Origin of the sequence: Bacillus sp. PDNC022 (genome assembly GCF_016919285.1) — a bacterium.
Taxonomy (GTDB): Bacteria; Bacillota; Bacilli; order Bacillales; family Bacillaceae; genus Bacillus; species Bacillus safensis.
In genome coordinates this window covers 617,691-633,493 of sequence record NZ_CP070345.1, presented here as the reverse complement: position 1 = coordinate 633,493, position 15,803 = coordinate 617,691, and the positions used below count along the sequence as shown (strand labels likewise).

20 protein-coding genes are annotated in these 15,803 nt (G+C 42.2%); all 20 read right to left on the bottom strand.

Features of this window, described 5'->3' with window-relative positions:
* Nucleotides 1–25: 25 nt before the first annotated feature.
* Nucleotides 26–1,351 (bottom strand): diaminopimelate decarboxylase, encoded by a 1,326-nt coding sequence (gene lysA, locus JVX94_RS03385; RefSeq protein WP_205185498.1) that lies wholly within the window; start codon nt 1,349–1,351, stop codon nt 26–28.
* A gap of 115 nt (nt 1,352–1,466) precedes the next feature.
* A complete protein-coding gene (locus JVX94_RS03380; protein WP_206762062.1) occupies nt 1,467–2,939 on the bottom strand; it encodes a spore germination protein in 1,473 nt (490 codons plus the stop codon).
* Nucleotides 2,893–3,501, bottom strand: a complete 609-nt coding sequence (gene spoVAEA / locus JVX94_RS03375; protein WP_111290525.1) for a stage V sporulation protein SpoVABEA — start codon at nt 3,499–3,501, stop codon at nt 2,893–2,895. Before spoVAEA ends, JVX94_RS03380 begins: the two co-directional genes overlap by 47 nt.
* Before the next feature lie 6 nt (nt 3,502–3,507).
* On the bottom strand, nt 3,508–3,858 hold the full coding sequence (spoVAE, locus tag JVX94_RS03370) for a stage V sporulation protein AE (protein WP_024422860.1): 351 nt from the start codon (nt 3,856–3,858) through the stop codon (nt 3,508–3,510).
* Nucleotides 3,858–4,874 carry a stage V sporulation protein AD gene (spoVAD, locus tag JVX94_RS03365; RefSeq protein WP_095408926.1) on the bottom strand — a complete coding sequence of 339 codons (1,017 nt, stop codon included), beginning with the start codon at nt 4,872–4,874 and terminating at the stop codon, nt 3,858–3,860. Before spoVAD ends, spoVAE begins: the two co-directional genes overlap by 1 nt.
* A 12-nt stretch (nt 4,875–4,886) precedes the next feature.
* Nucleotides 4,887–5,339, bottom strand: a complete 453-nt coding sequence (gene spoVAC, locus JVX94_RS03360) for a stage V sporulation protein AC (RefSeq protein WP_048239296.1) — start codon at nt 5,337–5,339, stop codon at nt 4,887–4,889.
* A gap of 20 nt (nt 5,340–5,359) precedes the next feature.
* Nucleotides 5,360–5,776: a stage V sporulation protein AB gene (locus tag JVX94_RS03355; RefSeq protein WP_048239295.1), complete on the bottom strand. Its 417-nt coding sequence runs from the start codon at nt 5,774–5,776 to the stop codon at nt 5,360–5,362.
* Nucleotides 5,766–6,386: a stage V sporulation protein AA gene (locus JVX94_RS03350; protein ID WP_034280357.1), complete on the bottom strand. Its 621-nt coding sequence runs from the start codon at nt 6,384–6,386 to the stop codon at nt 5,766–5,768. Before JVX94_RS03350 ends, JVX94_RS03355 begins: the two co-directional genes overlap by 11 nt.
* A 115-nt stretch (nt 6,387–6,501) precedes the next feature.
* Entirely contained in the window at nt 6,502–7,269 is a 768-nt protein-coding gene (gene sigF / locus JVX94_RS03345) for an RNA polymerase sporulation sigma factor SigF (protein ID WP_024422864.1), read from the bottom strand.
* Nucleotides 7,270–7,282: 13 nt separating this feature from the next.
* Nucleotides 7,283–7,723: an anti-sigma F factor gene (gene spoIIAB / locus JVX94_RS03340; RefSeq protein WP_024422865.1), complete on the bottom strand. Its 441-nt coding sequence runs from the start codon at nt 7,721–7,723 to the stop codon at nt 7,283–7,285.
* Entirely contained in the window at nt 7,720–8,073 is a 354-nt protein-coding gene (gene spoIIAA / locus JVX94_RS03335; RefSeq protein WP_024422866.1) for an anti-sigma F factor antagonist, read from the bottom strand. Before spoIIAA ends, spoIIAB begins: the two co-directional genes overlap by 4 nt.
* A 161-nt stretch (nt 8,074–8,234) precedes the next feature.
* Nucleotides 8,235–9,389, bottom strand: a complete 1,155-nt coding sequence (locus tag JVX94_RS03330) for a D-alanyl-D-alanine carboxypeptidase family protein (protein WP_414429560.1) — start codon at nt 9,387–9,389, stop codon at nt 8,235–8,237.
* 158 nt (nt 9,390–9,547) lie between these two features.
* A complete protein-coding gene (locus tag JVX94_RS03325; protein WP_034622381.1) occupies nt 9,548–10,360 on the bottom strand; it encodes a purine-nucleoside phosphorylase in 813 nt (270 codons plus the stop codon).
* A gap of 11 nt (nt 10,361–10,371) precedes the next feature.
* Nucleotides 10,372–11,556, bottom strand: a complete 1,185-nt coding sequence (deoB, locus tag JVX94_RS03320) for a phosphopentomutase (RefSeq protein ID WP_197198225.1) — start codon at nt 11,554–11,556, stop codon at nt 10,372–10,374.
* Nucleotides 11,557–11,709: 153 nt separating this feature from the next.
* Complete coding sequence (gene xerD, locus JVX94_RS03315; protein WP_111290533.1) at nt 11,710–12,600, bottom strand: site-specific tyrosine recombinase XerD; 891 nt, start codon at nt 12,598–12,600, stop codon at nt 11,710–11,712.
* 6 nt (nt 12,601–12,606) lie between these two features.
* Entirely contained in the window at nt 12,607–12,834 is a 228-nt protein-coding gene (locus JVX94_RS03310) for a YqzK family protein (protein WP_003215798.1), read from the bottom strand.
* A 117-nt stretch (nt 12,835–12,951) separates the two neighbouring features.
* Nucleotides 12,952–13,404, bottom strand: a complete 453-nt coding sequence (gene fur / locus JVX94_RS03305) for a ferric iron uptake transcriptional regulator (protein ID WP_003215577.1) — start codon at nt 13,402–13,404, stop codon at nt 12,952–12,954.
* Between the two features lie 110 nt (nt 13,405–13,514).
* Nucleotides 13,515–14,159 carry a stage II sporulation protein M gene (spoIIM, locus tag JVX94_RS03300; RefSeq protein ID WP_203128587.1) on the bottom strand — a complete coding sequence of 215 codons (645 nt, stop codon included), beginning with the start codon at nt 14,157–14,159 and terminating at the stop codon, nt 13,515–13,517.
* 116 nt (nt 14,160–14,275) lie between these two features.
* Nucleotides 14,276–15,406 (bottom strand): S8 family peptidase, encoded by a 1,131-nt coding sequence (locus JVX94_RS03295; RefSeq protein ID WP_205184540.1) that lies wholly within the window; start codon nt 15,404–15,406, stop codon nt 14,276–14,278.
* 111 nt (nt 15,407–15,517) lie between these two features.
* The gene (locus JVX94_RS03290; RefSeq protein ID WP_048239288.1) at nt 15,518–15,739 is read right to left on the bottom strand and encodes a hypothetical protein; all 222 of its coding nucleotides are present in this window, start codon (nt 15,737–15,739) and stop codon (nt 15,518–15,520) included.
* Between the last annotated feature and the right edge of the window lie 64 nt (nt 15,740–15,803).

Below are 15,803 nucleotides of genomic sequence, written 5' to 3'. Positions count from 1 at the left end.
GCTGCCTGTACACCAGGCGGCTTTTTTAAGTAGATGATTTCACTTTTGATTGATACGGTAAATCAAGTTTGACAATGTCCTCATATGTTTCACGCTCAACCACAAGCTGCGCTTCCCCGTCCTCTACAAACACAACAGCTGGGCGCGGGATGCGGTTATAGTTGTTTGACATACTATAGCCGTAAGCTCCGGTACAAAAGACAGCTAATAAATCCCCTTGTGATAACTCTGGCAGATCGATATCCCAAATAAGCATATCTCCGCTTTCACAGCATTTACCGGCAATTGAAACCGTTTGATCATGCGTTTGGCTCATTTTGTTGGCACTTGCCGCTTCATATTTCGCTTGATATAAAGCTGGACGAATGTTATCACTCATTCCGCCGTCTATCGCAACATAATCGCGGATTCCAGGTACATGTTTTGATGATCCGATCGTATAAAGAGTCGTCCCAGCATCTCCAACAAGAGAACGGCCTGGTTCTATCCAAATCTCCGGCATATCAAACTCATAGCGGGCCACGTTCTCTTTCACAGCTTGGATAATTTTCTCGACATATTCTGTCGCAGGAAGTGGTTCATCCTCTTCTGTATAACGAATCCCAAAGCCGCCGCCTAAGTTTAACACTGTAGAAATAAAACCAAATGATTCTCTCCATTCATCCAGCTTCAAAAAGATTTTATCTGCTGCAAGGACAAAACCAGCCGTATCAAAAATTTGTGAACCGATATGACAATGGACTCCTAAAAGCTCGATGACTTCTGATTCAAGCACTTGTTTCACCGCTTCATCTGCTTGTCCATTGTGAAGATCAAAGCCAAATTTTGAATCCTCTTGACCTGTCGTAATGTAATCATGCGTATGCGCCTCGACACCAGGCGTGATGCGGAGCAATACTTTCACTTTTTTTGACAGCTCTTGACCAAGCTGTTCAATGAGCTTCATTTCATAGAAATTATCCACAACAATACAGCCGATCCCATGCTCTAGGGCCATTTTTAATTCTTCTCTGCTTTTATTATTGCCATGGAAATGAATTTTTTCTACTGGAAATCCAGCGCAAATGGCTGTGTGAAGCTCACCTCCTGATACGACATCAAGAGATAATCCTTCTTCTTTGGCAAGCTGAAACATAGCGATGGAGGAAAATGCTTTACTCGCATATGCTACCTGCGCCGTTAGTTCTTCTTCTATAAATGCTTTTTGAAAGCTTTTTGCGCGCTCCCGTATTAAAGCCACATCATATACATAAAGTGGTGTCCCATACGTTTCAGCTAAAGAAACGGCATCAACACCACCAATTTCTAAATGACCGAGTTCATTTTGTCTGCAAGTGCCGTGTAAATACAATGTCATTCCCTCTTTCTCCGCTTCGGCTGAAAAAAGGCAGCTGCGTGAGCTGCCTTTTGCCGTGTCTCAAAGTTAAAAATACAATATCACAATCTTCAGCCACTTTCAATGAGCGTTAAGAATTTGGCGGAATTTTTGATCTGTTTTGAGGGTGAACGATGCTCGGCCTTACTTTTGAGCCAGGAACAGACGTCCGAATCAGCACTTGCCACAAAGCCTTCCCATTGAAAGGAAGGAACGGCCACATATAAGGCGTCTGCAATGAACGAATGGATGTTAAATAAATGATTAACAACGTAAAACCAATGATAAGTCCATTCAGCTTAAAGATTGCCACTAGTGCTAGGATGATGAGCCTTACAATCTTATTGGCGACACTCAGCTCATAGCTTGGCGTTGTAAAGGTACCGATCGCAGCCAGCGAGACGTATAAGATGACCTCTGGTGTAAACAAACCGACATCAATGGCGATTTGTCCAATTAAAACAGCCGCGATCAGCCCCATGGCGGTCGACAATGCGGTTGGCGTATGAATCGCTGCCATCCTTAAAAATTCCACCCCGAAATCAGCAAGGAATACTTGAAGAATGACAGGGATATGAGAAGGTTTATTAAACCCGATATAGCTTAAATTGTCAGGCAGGAGATTTGGTTCGAGGATAAAAAGAAACCAAATCGGCAAAAGAAAGGTAGAACATAAAATACCTAAAAAGCGTACCCATCTTAGGAATGTACCAACGGCCGGTGCCTGGCGGTATTCTTCTGCATGCTGAACGTGGTGAAAAATAGTGGTTGGTGTAATGATGACACTAGGGGATGTATCTGTAATGATGATGACATGCCCTTCTAATATGTGGTTAGCAGCGACATCCGGACGCTCGGTGTAACGCACTAGCGGAAAGGGATTATATCCTTGCTTAATAATAAATTCTTCAATCGTTTTATCAGACATCGTCAGCCCATCGACTTTGATTCCTGATACTTCTTTTTCTATAATATCGACAAGATCTGGATCTGCAATATCTTCAATATAGCAAACACAGACATCCGCTTTTGAACGTTCGCCTACTTTGAGCATTTTGTATCGCAGCTTTTCATCCCGTACTCTTCTTCGAATAAGCGCTGTATTCACAATAATGTTTTCAACAAAGCCGTCCCGTGCTCCCCGGACAACCTTTTCTGTATCCGGCTCCTCAGGCATTCTGCCAGGATAGCTTCTAACATCAATGATAAATGCGTAGTTTTCACCTTCTACAACGACTGCTACAAGCCCAGACAGCACTTGATCTACTGCTTCATCCAGCGTTTCTACCTTGGAAACCTGCTGATTGACAAGGCGGTTCTCGACTACATGTGCAAGATCATCTGATTCAGGTTCGTTATCATTGATTTCGATTAGTTCTTTTAATAAGTAGATGATATACTGCGTATCACACAATCCGTTTACATAGTAAAGCTGGACTTCCTGATCGTGTATATAAATTTTCCGAACACCAAGGTCAAAGCTGAGACCCATTCCGACATTTTCCTTGAAGTAATCTTCATTTTTCTTCGGATCTCGGTACACGTTTACCTTGTCTTTCTTCATAGTAACCACTCCTTTCTAATATTAATTCCACTGCTTTCATCGTGATTGGAGATCCCTTGCTCAGATCATCTTTCCGTCCCATCTTGCCAATATCTCCAATCCCGACAACGAACGGAAGGTTGAGGGAGTCAAGGCAATACACTGTATCCCCGCTCATTTTATGGGGCTCCATTTCGGGAAGACCGTGTTTGTCGACACCATATTCTGTCAGTTCACCTTCCCGGTCAATGGAGACATGGACCTTTGTCCATTCTGCTTGATGTGTCTTGGATGCAACTGCGATCGCACCAATGACTTCAATTTCAGGATGGCGCGCCACATGTTTCATTGCCGTCTCCCCTGTTCCTTCACCTGTCAGGCCAGAATCATCAAACATCACAAAGACTGGATCATACGGCGTTTTTAAAATCATCTGGACAAGTTCAGGTCCTGTCCGCTTGCTTGGATTTCCTTTTGAGCTGGAAATACATCGCCCGCCGACGTTTTTAGCAGCAAGCTCAATGGTTTTGGCAGCATATATATCTCCGTCTGTCACTAAAATGACTTTCCGTCTTTGCCCCATATTTGGTTATCCTTTCGGTTTAAAGATAAGTGCGACAATAAATGAGAATAAAATCGCAGCTGATATTCCAGCAGAGGTTAATTCAAAAATACCGATACCGATGCCGATGAATCCATGTACATCTGCCTGATGCATTGCCCCATGAAGCAAGCTATGACCAAAGCTGACGATTGGTACGGTGGCGCCTGCACCTGCAAATTCAATAAATTTATCATAAATACCGAATCCATCTAAAATGGTACCCGCTACAACAAAAGTAGTCATGACATGTGCAGGCGTGAGTTTGAGTACATCTAGCAAAAGCTGGCCAATGACGCAAATAAGTCCGCCTGCCACAAAAGCGATAAGGTAATCCATTAGCTCTCTCCTCCTGCACGCTCAAATACGACACCGTGCGCAATGGTTGGGATGGTCTCTTTTTGCTGAACCATCATCGGGCTGAGTAACGCCCCGGTTGCCACGACGAGTACTCTTTGCAAATTCCCTGCTTTCATTTCTTGAAAGATATGACTAAATGTCACAATAGCTGAACAAGCACAGCCGCTGCCTCCAGCGAATACGTTTTGATCGGGCGTATAGATGATTAAACCGCAATCATCGTGCTTTCGCCCAAGCTGAATACCGTCTTCTTTCAGAAGATCCTTTAAGATCGGCGAACCAATGCCTGATAAATCTCCAGTCAAAATCAGATCGTAATCATCTACTGTTCTTCCTAAGTCTTCTAAATGCTGCTTGATGGTGTCTGCCGCTGCCGGTGCCATGGCCGATCCCATATCAAATGGATCTGTAATGCCAAGATCCATGACCCTGCCTACCGTTGCGCTCGTAATTTGAATGTCAGAGGCTTCTTGGCTGATAATAACGGCTCCGCTTCCTGTCACTGTACTTGTTGCTGTATCTGGCTTTTGTCCGCCGTATTCTGTCGGATTACGAAATTGGCGTTCTGCGGTCGCATTATGGCTGCTTGTCGCAGCGATGGCTCTATTTGCAAAGCCGCCATCAATGAGTGCTGACGCAATGGCAACCGATTCCATTGAGGTGGAGCATGCCCCAAACAAACAAAGGAAAGGGATCTTCAGTTCTCTTGCCACATAGTTTGCAGTGACGTTCTGATTGAGTAAATCCCCAGCCAGCAAAAGGTCAATATCGCTTTTTTGCAAATTTGCTTTTGATAAAGCACTTGATATCGCATCATCCATGAGCTTTCTTTCAGCCATTTCCCAGTTCTTTTGATCACAGTGCATTTCATCGTACGTTTTATCAATTAAATGACCAATCGGGCCTTCTTTTTCTTTCGGTCCTGCAGCGGTTCCTTCTGCATTGACATAAAGCTTGTTCTCAAATACCCAAGATTGTTTACCTGTTAGTTTCACCTTTCATTCCTCCTACGAAAACATCTTTTCCAAGACGTATCGAATGATCCCTACGACATATGCCGAAACGACACCAAATACAATGACGTTCCCAGCGAGCTTAAACATATTTGTGGCAACACCTAAAACAAGCCCTTCACTTCTATGCTCAAGGGCAGCACTTGTCATGCTGTTTGCAAAACCTGTCACTGGTACAGCCGATCCTGCTCCAGCAAACTGTCCAATTTTATCGTAAATACCAATTCCAGTTAATATAGAAGAAATTAAAATGAGGGTTGCCACCGTCGGGTTCCCTGCTGTCTTTTCGTTAAAATCAAAAAAGTGGATATAGAAATTTTGCAGCCCCTCACCTATCAGACAGATTAAGCCGCCAACTAAAAACGCCTTGATGCAGTTGAGGACATAAGGAGGTTTGGGCTGATATGTTTTCACCTTAGATGGATAGTTTTCTTTTAAACTCGACACGTGTTGTTCCCTCCAATTTCTTAAATATAAATAAGCCAATGAAATAGTGAACCAAATACCTTTCCTAAGACGATGGCCATGAGCAGCAAAACAATTTTCCCGTCCATTCCAATTCTTTTCGTTAATATAGGAAGTACATTTAATACTTCAGTAAGTGCAGCTGCAAGCATACCGACGAAGATGCCTGATAAAAGACCAACCGGCAGCGCCAGCCATTTGGTTAAATGCAGATGCATTTGACTTAAGGTGGCCCATCCGCCAACGACCGCCCCGCTAATGACAGCCGCCTCGTATCCTTGAATAAAGCGCTGCGTTTTGGTTAATTGCATTAAGCGGGGAATGATGCCAAGCACTGTAAGAAATGCCACAAATCCTGCTCCGACCGTTAAACCGCCGCCAAGTCCAACGAGGACGACAAAAAGCCATTTACCGATCATGGATATCTTTCAATGTTTCTTTATTTTCGTTGAGTGCGACATAATGATCGAGATCGAGCTGATATTTAAACATTTCCACTTCGAGCGGACTTGGTTCTTCATTTAAACGCTTTTTAAATACATGATTGAAAAACAAAATCATGCCAAAACCGAGTCCAAAGCTATATGGAATTTGTAATAAATACGGATGCTCAACCGTTTTTCCAGTGATCATTTCATATAGACGGATATGAACGAGCCGCATACTGACATCCTCGTGGAAATTCATAATGGCAAGCGCCGCTCCGACAAATAATAGGAGCCATACAAACACAAATAAAACGGGAGAAAGCTGGCGTTTGCCTGTATCAATTTCAACAATGGCTTCAGAGCCGCCAACGGTTTGAATGTCGATATCTGGCCACGTTTTTTTGATTGTTTTGACGACATGCATGATATCAAGAACGACGATGTGACGATCCTTTTTGCTGACATGATACACCGGCATTTTGCTAAGCTTTTGCACAGCAAACTCATCACCAGTGATTTGGGCGATATCCTCTAAATAAATGAGCTGATCAATACCAGTCTTGATTCGATGGCGCAGCCGAATAAAGATTTGTCCGTCCATCCAAGTCACTTCCTATACGATGGGTTAAAAATAGTATGTGGTGAAAAATGGTTCTCATACCGACAGAACTTCATTTACCGGTAATTACCACACAAAAAAAAGCCAGCCGAATTGGCTAGCTGTCTTTTTGATCCATTTGCATTTGAATTTGTTTTAGAATTTTCTTTTCAAGCCGTGAGACTTGAACTTGTGAAATGCCTAGTCTTTCTGCAACCTCAGATTGTGTCTGGTCTTTATAATACCTTAAATACACAATGAGTTTTTCCCGTTCTTCTAATTCCTTGATCGCTTCTTTCAGTGCGATTTTGTCAAACCATCTTTCTTCAGAATGATCGGCAATTTGATCAAGCAATGTAATCGGATCCCCATCATTTTCATACACCGTTTCATGAATGGATGATGGGGAACGCACCGCTTCTTGGGCAAGGACAACATCCTCTGGTGTGATATCAAGGTATTCGGCAATTTCCTGAACGGTCGGCATTCTTCCATGAGACTTAGACAATTCATCCCTTGCCCGCCGAATTTTATTTCCGAGTTCCTTTAGTGACCGGCTGACTTTGACCGTTCCATCATCCCGAATGAATCGCTGAATCTCACCAATGATCATTGGAACAGCGTACGTCGAAAACTTTACATCATATGACAAATCAAATTTATCAACAGATTTCAGCAGTCCTATACAGCCAATCTGAAACAGATCATCTGGTTCATATCCCCTATTTAAAAAGCGTTGAACAACGGACCAAACAAGACGCATGTTTTTTTCTACGAGGAGGTCTCTTGCTTGCTGATCACCGTCTTGGCTTTTTTTGATGAGCTCTTTGACTTCATCATTTGACAGCTGGGCTTTTTTTGCTTGCTTTTTTACCTCCACATCCATATGAGCAGCTCCTTTAATTACAAAGCGCTTTGCTTTTTGATAGATGCTTTGTTAAACGGATGGTCGTGCCCATTTCTGGAGATGAGTCCACCATGACATCATCCATAAAATTCTCCATGATAGTAAAGCCCATTCCAGAGCGCTCTAAGTCTGGTTTTGTGGTGAAAAGCGGCTGTCTTGCTTCCTCAAGATCTGTAATACCCATCCCTTCGTCACGGATGGTGAGGTAAACGACATGATCATCTAATGTGACATGGATATGCACCTTGCCATCTGGATTCCCATCATAGCCATGGATGATGGAGTTTGTCACTGCCTCAGATACAACGGTTTTGATCTCTGTTAATTCATCTAAAGTCGGATCAAGCTGGGCGATAAATGCCGCGACTGTTACCCTCGCAAACGATTCATTTTGGCTTAAGGCCGAAAAAGTCAGGTTCATTTCATTTCTCATGATGCCACCCCCAATGTTTGCAAAGCCGTTTGCTCTGAAGGCTCCATACGAATGATTTTAAACAAGCCAGACATATCAAATAACCGGTTCACCGCTGGCGAGATGGCACAGACGACCATTTCCCCGCCAAGCTGCTTAATTTCTTTATATCTTCCTAAAATCACTCCGAGTCCAGAGCTGTCCATAAACGATAAATCAGCCAGATTCAGCACAATGTGGCGAATATCCTCTGTTTCCAAATAATTCGTCACCTTTTGTCTCAATGTTTCTGCGGAGTGATGATCGAGCTCTCCTGTTAACCGAATGCAAAGTACGCTCTCTTTTACTTGAAAATCAATACCAAGGCTCATTTTTTATTCCTCCTTGCTCTAATTTCGGATAAAGAGTGTTTCTCTTTTATATGAAGTAAATCCTTCACCATGACAAAACTAGTGACCATTCGTCACATTTAGATGTTCTTTTCTTTTTCCTCATAGCAAAAAGACTGCCAATTACAGCAGCCTTTCTCCTTTTATTTCCATTTCACAAAATCAGCCATTGCTCGTTTGAAGAAAGTCCAAACGCCCGCTTTTTCCATTCCTTCTTTTGCTTCTACAGGGCTTTCATGCAGCACTTTTCCGTCTTTTTTCAAGACGATCGTACCAAGTTCCGTTCCTTTTGAAAATGGAGCCTTGACATCATGAGACAATTTGATTTCTTTTTTGATCTGATCCACATTTTCGCCTTTTTTCGTTAAAAGGGAGATCGGTTCAGAAGTAACGAGCTGAATGTTTTTCTTTTTCCCTTTGCTCACTTTGACCTCCGCCACATCTTGCCCTCGTTTGTAAAGCGGGTGAGTCGTATATTGACTAAATGCGTAGTCTAACATTTTGACTACCTGAGCGTTTCTGTCTTTCGGAGTGCTTGCGCCGAAGACAACGGCAATGACGCGCATGTTGCCTTTTTTAGCAGATGCAGTTAAACAATATTTCGCTTCGCCTGTAAAACCGGTTTTCACCCCATCGACACCCGGATAAAATTTAATCAGACGGTTTGTGTTGACAAGCCAGAATTTTTTATCTGTGTTTTGCCGGAGATAGTCTTCGTAGACACCTGTGAATTTGGTGATTTGTTCATATTTCAACAGCTCTTTTGCCATTATTGCCATATCGTGAGCTGTGCTGTAATGGTCTTTTTCAGGAAGTCCTGTTGGGTTTTGAAAGACTGTTGAGTTGAGGCCAAGCTCTTTCGCCCTTTTGTTCATCTGCTCTACGAACTGTTCTTCAGATCCTGCAATATGCTCTGCCATGGCAACTGAAGCATCATTTCCTGACGCAATCGCAATGCCTTTCAGCATTTCTTTCACGGTCATTTCTTCTCCTGGTTCAAGGAAGATTTGTGAGCCTCCCATGGACGCTGCATAGTCGCTCGTTCTGACCTTGTCTGTCATTTTCAGTTTTCCCTGATCAATGGCTTCCATGATGAGAAGCATCGTCATGATTTTGGTCATACTTGCGGGTGCAAGCTTTTCATCGCTGTTTTTGTTGTAAAGTATCTTTCCTGTGTCACGTTCTATTAAGATCGCTGATTTGGCTTCGTGTGCCAATTCTGATGTTTGTTTTTCTCCTGGTTTTTCAATTTTTTCTTTTGCTGTCGCTGATGGTGAAACCATTGAGATAAGGATCATTAAAATAAACAATGCACATATATGACGTTTCAAGTGGCAGACCTCCATTATCGTAATCCTTTCTATTTTTTCCTCATACAGGCTGTTTTATTCAGAGATCGTATGATTGCAAATAAAAAAGCCTTCTGCTTGGGTAGCAGAAGGCTTCTGGACACATGCTATGAAAGTTGTTTGACGATGTCTTTTACTAAATCAAGAAAACTTGCTTTCACTTTTTCCGTTACTTCGATCACTTCATCATGAGACAGCGGCTGATCCAAAATACCAGATGCCGCATTGGAAATGCATGAAATGCCAAGCACTTTGATTCCTGCATGACGCGCAACAATGACTTCTGGAACAGTCGACATTCCTACCGCATCTGCTCCAAGTGTTCTTAGGAAACGAACTTCAGCAGGTGTTTCATATGAAGGGCCTGTCATCCCTGCATAAACCCCTTGCTGTACAGATATACCTAAACGCTGGGCTGTTTCTTCTGCAAGTGCCAGCAATTCTTTATCGTACGGTGCAGACATATCAGGGAAACGAACGCCTTGACTGTCATTTGGGCCAATTAATGGATTGGTTCCCATCATATTGATATGATCTGTGATCAGCATGAGATCTCCTGGACGGAATGACGTATTCACACCGCCAGCTGCATTTGTGACAATGCATGTTTCAATGCCAATTTCTTTCATCACACGGACAGGAAACGTCACTTGCTTCATATCATATCCTTCATAGAAATGAAAACGTCCTTGCATCGCGCAAACGACAGTGCCTTTAAGCGTTCCGATCACGAGCTGCCCTGCATGTCCCTCTACTGTTGAAACAGGAAATCCAGGAATATCTTCATATTTTATTTTGATTGGATTTTCAATCTCATCTGCTAAAATGCCAAGCCCTGATCCTAAAATCAATCCAACTGTTGGTACATATGTCGATGCTTGTTTAATGTATGCCGCCGCTTCTGAAAACTGTGCTCCCACGAGATTTCCCCCTATTTGAGTTTAGATAAAAAGCTTGTTCCGTATTTTGGCATCGCTATCTTGAAATTATCTGCAACGGTTGCCCCAAGATCAGCAAACGTTTTTGCTGTTGGCAGTTCATTTGCTTCCTGATGCTTTTTACTGTAAGCAATGAGCGGAACGTATTCTCTTGTATGGTCTGTTCCGTGATGAACCGGGTCATTTCCATGATCTGCTGTGATCACAAGAAGATCATCCTCTTTCATCAGGTCAAACACTTCAGGAAGACGTGCGTCAAATTCCTCTAGTGCTTTTCCATAACCCTCTGGATCTCTTCTATGTCCGTAAAGAGCGTCAAAATCAACAAGGTTTAAAAAGCTGAGTCCTGTAAAGTCTGTTTTAAGTGTATCGACCAGCTTGTCCATTCCATCCATGTTCGATTTTGTTCTGAGAGATGATGTGATTCCTTCGCCGTCATAAATATCAGAGATTTTTCCGATCGCAATGACATCGAGCCCATCATCTTTCAATTCATTCATGACTGTACGGTCAAATGGTTTTAACGCATAGTCATGACGGTTTGGCGTTCTAACAAATGCGCCAGGCTCTCCGACAAACGGACGAGCGATAATCCGTCCAACCATATATTTTTCATCTAATGTAAGTTCACGGGCAATTTCACAAATACGGTAAAGCTCATCTAATGGCACAACTTCTTCGTGCGCAGCAATTTGCAGCACAGAATCCGCAGATGTATAAACGATTAAATCGCCTGTTTTCATGTGCTCTTCGCCAAGCTCATCTAAAATTTCCGTACCGGACGCGGGTTTATTTCCAATAATGCCTCGGCCAGTTTTTGCTTTTAGTTCATTTAATAGTTCATCTGGGAATCCGTCTGGAAAGACTTTGAATGGTGTGTCTATGTAAAGACCCATGATTTCCCAGTGTCCCGTCATTGTGTCTTTACCGTTTGATGCTTCTTGCATTTTTCCATAATACGCAAGCGGTTTTTCATCCGCTGGAATTCCTTTGATTTCTTTAATATGACTCAGCCCAAGCTTCGCCATATTCGGCATATGAAGCCCGTTCATTTTTTCAGCAATATGTCCAAGTGTATCTGCACCTACATCATTAAAATCAGCAGCATCTGGTGCTTCCCCAATCCCTACTGAATCCATTACGACGAGGAAAATGCGTTTATACTGATAATCAGGCATTAAAAAGCGCCTCCTTCAATATTCTTGTCTTTTGACCTTTCAAACAGAGAGAGGTCAGACATCTCAAGTATAAACCGTTTACAAGCCAGTTGACAACCATAAACGGTGTAAACAAAAAAAAGCATGACACCCGTTCACCGTGTCATGCTTTACTTATGCCCTTGGATGGAATTTGTGATACACATCTTTCAGTCTTGTTTTCGTCACATGTGTATAAATTTGTGTTGTTGAGATATCGGCATGTCCGAGCATCTCCTGTACGGCTCTTAAGTCCGCACCGTTTTCAAGCAGGTGTGTAGCAAATGAATGTCTGAGCGTATGAGGCGTCAGTTCCTTTTGAATCCCTGCTTCGATGGCTCGTTTTTTTAAGTTCTTCCAGAAACCTTGCCGCGACATTTTTTTTCCGTGATGATTGAGAAATAGGGCATCTGACGGCTGTTTTTTTAACAGCTTGCTTCTTCCCTTTTCGATATATTCTTCAATCGCGCTTGCAGCAGCTTCACCAATTGGCACAATTCGCTCTTTTCTTCCTTTTCCAAAACAGCGGATAAAACCCATTGTGAGGTGAACATCCGCAAGGGTCAGATCCAGCATTTCACTGACGCGAATGCCAGTTGCATATAAGAGCTCAAGCATTGCTTTGTCTCGGTAGTCAAAGGGCGTGTGCTGATTTGGTGTATCAAGCAGCTTTTCGACCTCTCCTAATGATAGAACTTTCGGTAAAGTCCGCTCTGTTTTTTGCGTTTCAATGTTCCATGACGGGTCATCCGTTGTCACTTTTTCCCGAAGCAGAAATTGATGAAAGGAACGAATCGATGATAGATGCCGTACAGACGTTTTACTCGATTTTCCTTCCTCTTTTAGCTTCTTTAAATAATGAATAATATGCAGGCGCGTGACATCGCCAATATCCGTCAGCTGTTCATGTGTCATTAAAAAAGACAAGTAGTTCTGTAAATCTCTTTTATAAGAAACAATGGTATTTTCAGAGAGTCCTCTCTCTACTGTCATAAAATGAATAAAGTCGGATAATTGATCGTTCAATGATTTCTACTCCCCGTTTTGATAAAAATAAATCAATCGGTCTTGCCAGTTGTCTTGATTCGGCTGATCCATTTCCATCACTTTAATTGCTGCACCCTCTGGTTTATCATAACGATGGTAGCTTTCATATTCTGAATTTATCCATATCATAGCATAATAGAACAGGACGGTAAAACCAGTGAACAAGATAAATACTTTCATCACTTCACCTGTTGTTTTGAGCCATTTTCGCATGATCTTCATGTCCTTTCTCACCTTCTCATTACTTCAGCATATGCCAGGTAGGACAAGGAATATACAGCGAAAATGCAAAAAACCTCTTCATCTTAAATGAAAAGGTTCCAATTCGGATTATTTGCCGGATTCATCATCATGACACCGGTGGCAGATACCATGGAATGTCAATCTATGATCCTTAATTTTAAATTTCCAGTCACGTTCAATAATCTCTTCGACATCTTCTAATAAATCATCTTCTATCTCATCGACTGTTCCACATTCCATGCAGACAAGATGATGATGGAAGTGAGCGGCTCCTTCTTTGCGAAGATCATATCGCGAAACGCCGTCTCCAAAGTTAATTTTATCAACAACTTTCAGTTCAGTGAGCAATTCTAACGTCCGATAAACAGTAGCAAGACCAATTTCAGGAGACTTCTCTTTTACGAGGAGGTATACATCTTCTGCACTTAAATGGTCTTCTTCATTCTCAAGCAGTACTCTTACTGTTGCTTCACGCTGTGGCGTGAGCTTGTAGCTGGAAGAATGAAGCTGTTTCTTAATTCGATCAATCCTATTTTCCATTGACTTTCCCTCCTACGCCACATTACTTGATCATTATATCAAATGATGTGCTGAGAGCCAACTATAATCATTTTAAATTGATAAATAAATTGATTATTAATTAATAACTATTATAAAATAATGCCTGCCAGCTTTTTCATCAGCATGAATGATACGTACGATTCAAAAAAGGACGAAAGGGCAGCAAGCGCTAAAATCATCAGCAGAACAGATGCATATCGGCCAAACCACTGGACGGGTGCTTGACTGATGGTTTTTTTCATGAAAAGCTGTCCAATGAGACGGATGGAAAATGCAATCGCACAGGTGCCAATCACTAAATAAGCTGGAATGAGCAAAATGTTTTGCGGAAGCACCGATACGAACGAGAGAAAAAATCCACTCAGCCCCATTTGATTCACGAGAAAACCAACAGTAAACCCAACAACAATTCCTTTTAAAAAGATCATGAGAAAGATGAGCGGCAGACCAACGATGGATATTCCCAGTATCCACATAAGACCTAAATATTTCATATGATGCAGAAAGCTTTGTATAAACATTTCTTTTGATTCTGCTGCTTTCTCATTTGTCAGCTGACTAAAAAATTGATTTAAATAATAGAATAAATCCTCTTTCTGACTGAATGTCATGCTATTGACAATGATGGCCCCGAAGATCACACCCATTAAAAAGAGTACAGAGACAAATAAATAAATCGAGAGATGATCTTTTACGTGCTGAAGAAGATGTTCCTTCCAAGACTTTTTCCGCATGTGTCTTCCTCCCAAATAGTAAGGTTACTAGATTCTATGAGAGAGATTACGAAACATGACAGTTTTATCGAAAGAAAAAAGAGAAAGCAGTCTGCTCACTGCTTTCTCTTTTTCAGTTATCGCGCGGCTTTTTGTACGTTCACAAGCCCTGCACCATAATAAAAAGGTTCTCCAAGTTTTGTTGCCGTTTTTGACAGTCTCTCACGCACTTCATCGTTTGTCAGATTCGGATGTTTTGATAGAATGACAGCCGCAGCCCCCGCTACATGCGGTGACGCCATTGACGTTCCGCTCATGTAGCCATATTCGTTATGAGGAATGGTGCTCAGCGTTGAAACGCCTGGTGCTGAGACTTCCACTTCCTCGCCAACAGATGAATCAAAGGCTCTTTGCTTTCTTTGGTCTACTGAAGCAACTGCCATCACTGAGCTGTATTTAGCCGGATAGTCAATCGTATTGAGAGATCCATAACTTCCTTCATTCCCTGCAGAAGCCACAATGAGAATCCCTTTATCATACGCTCGATCTACCGCTTCTTTCAGCGCCTCAGATTCACTTGCGCCCCCCATACTAATATTGATGACATCCATGTCATTCTCAATGGCCCATTCAATCCCTTTAATGATCCAGCTATAGTAGCCGTCACCATTTTCATCTGCCACCTTGACAGCATAGATAGAAGCCTTTGGCGCAACACCCACGACACCTACCTTATTATCTAATGCGGCAATTGTGCCTGCCACATGCGTTCCATGTTTATGCGGGTCAACAAGCGGATCAGACTCTGCCGGAACAAAGCTCACCCCGCCGGTGACATGTAAATCCTCATGTTTGCCGTCGATGCCGCTGTCAAGGACTGCTACTTTGACATTCTGTCCAGCGTATCCTTGTTTATGTACCTTTTTTGCTTTGATGCTTTTAATGCCATATGGAATAGTTTGACTGCTTGTTTTTGCTTTTTGGTCTTCCTCAATGAAGGCCACTTCTTTTGCTTCATTCAGTTTCTTTTTCGATGCCTCATTCAACGACACTTTCATCATATCTATTTTCTCTATTGATTCTTTCACATGCCCGCCAGCTTCTTCTACAAGCTGTTTTTGTGTTTTGTCTTGAACGGAAGAAGAAAAGCCGATCATGTACTCTTTTTTTGCTTGCTCCTTTGCTGAAATATCTGACGCGCCAAACATGACCGATGCCACAAGCACACTTGCCATACAAAGCCCTGCTCCAAATGACTTGACGTTCACGATACTCACTCTCCCTTTCGTTTCTTTTTGTCATTTAACTACATTTTTAGACAAAAAGAAACGACCGTTTGTCCTATTTTTTAAAATTTTTCCATTTATTTGATCTAGTTGTCATAAAAAAGCAAAATAAAAATGCTTATGATCCTCTTGATAGTGATCATAAGCATTTCGTCCTTTATGTTTCTTCATCATGTGCTGCAAGGTTTCTTGTTTTGTTTTTGTCTTTCTTTCGTGTGTGCTAAAATGCGGAATGTCTCCTCTCGACAGTTCTGGATTTCGGCTCTGCTGCCTTTGGATATGCTCTCGTTTTTTCTTTGCTTTGCTTTTTCCCATTTGGCAAAACTCCTTTCGTTGACGTTATGATACACGATGTTGCATAAAAAAGATAGACGTATAC

Excerpts from the sequence above, each read along its gene's own strand:
- JVX94_RS03380 (WP_206762062.1), bottom strand. The coding sequence starts at position 2,939 with ATGAAGAAAGACAAGGTAAACGTGTACCGAGATCCGAAGAAAAATGAA.
- spoVAEA (WP_111290525.1), bottom strand. The coding sequence starts at position 3,501 with ATGGGGCAAAGACGGAAAGTCATTTTAGTGACAGACGGAGATATATAT.
- spoVAE (WP_024422860.1), bottom strand. The coding sequence starts at position 3,858 with ATGGATTACCTTATCGCTTTTGTGGCAGGCGGACTTATTTGCGTCATT.
- JVX94_RS03355 (WP_048239295.1), bottom strand. The coding sequence starts at position 5,776 with ATGATCGGTAAATGGCTTTTTGTCGTCCTCGTTGGACTTGGCGGCGGT.
- JVX94_RS03350 (WP_034280357.1), bottom strand. The coding sequence starts at position 6,386 with ATGGACGGACAAATCTTTATTCGGCTGCGCCATCGAATCAAGACTGGT.
- sigF (WP_024422864.1), bottom strand. The coding sequence starts at position 7,269 with ATGGATGTGGAGGTAAAAAAGCAAGCAAAAAAAGCCCAGCTGTCAAAT.
- spoIIAB (WP_024422865.1), bottom strand. The coding sequence starts at position 7,723 with ATGAGAAATGAAATGAACCTGACTTTTTCGGCCTTAAGCCAAAATGAA.
- spoIIAA (WP_024422866.1), bottom strand. The coding sequence starts at position 8,073 with ATGAGCCTTGGTATTGATTTTCAAGTAAAAGAGAGCGTACTTTGCATT.
- JVX94_RS03330 (WP_414429560.1), bottom strand. The coding sequence starts at position 9,389 with ATGATCCTTATCTCAATGGTTTCACCATCAGCGACAGCAAAAGAAAAA.
- deoB (WP_197198225.1), bottom strand. The coding sequence starts at position 11,556 with ATGCCTGATTATCAGTATAAACGCATTTTCCTCGTCGTAATGGATTCA.
- JVX94_RS03310 (WP_003215798.1), bottom strand. The coding sequence starts at position 12,834 with ATGCGAAAATGGCTCAAAACAACAGGTGAAGTGATGAAAGTATTTATC.
- fur (WP_003215577.1), bottom strand. The coding sequence starts at position 13,404 with ATGGAAAATAGGATTGATCGAATTAAGAAACAGCTTCATTCTTCCAGC.
- spoIIM (WP_203128587.1), bottom strand. The coding sequence starts at position 14,159 with ATGCGGAAAAAGTCTTGGAAGGAACATCTTCTTCAGCACGTAAAAGAT.
- JVX94_RS03290 (WP_048239288.1), bottom strand. The coding sequence starts at position 15,739 with ATGGGAAAAAGCAAAGCAAAGAAAAAACGAGAGCATATCCAAAGGCAG.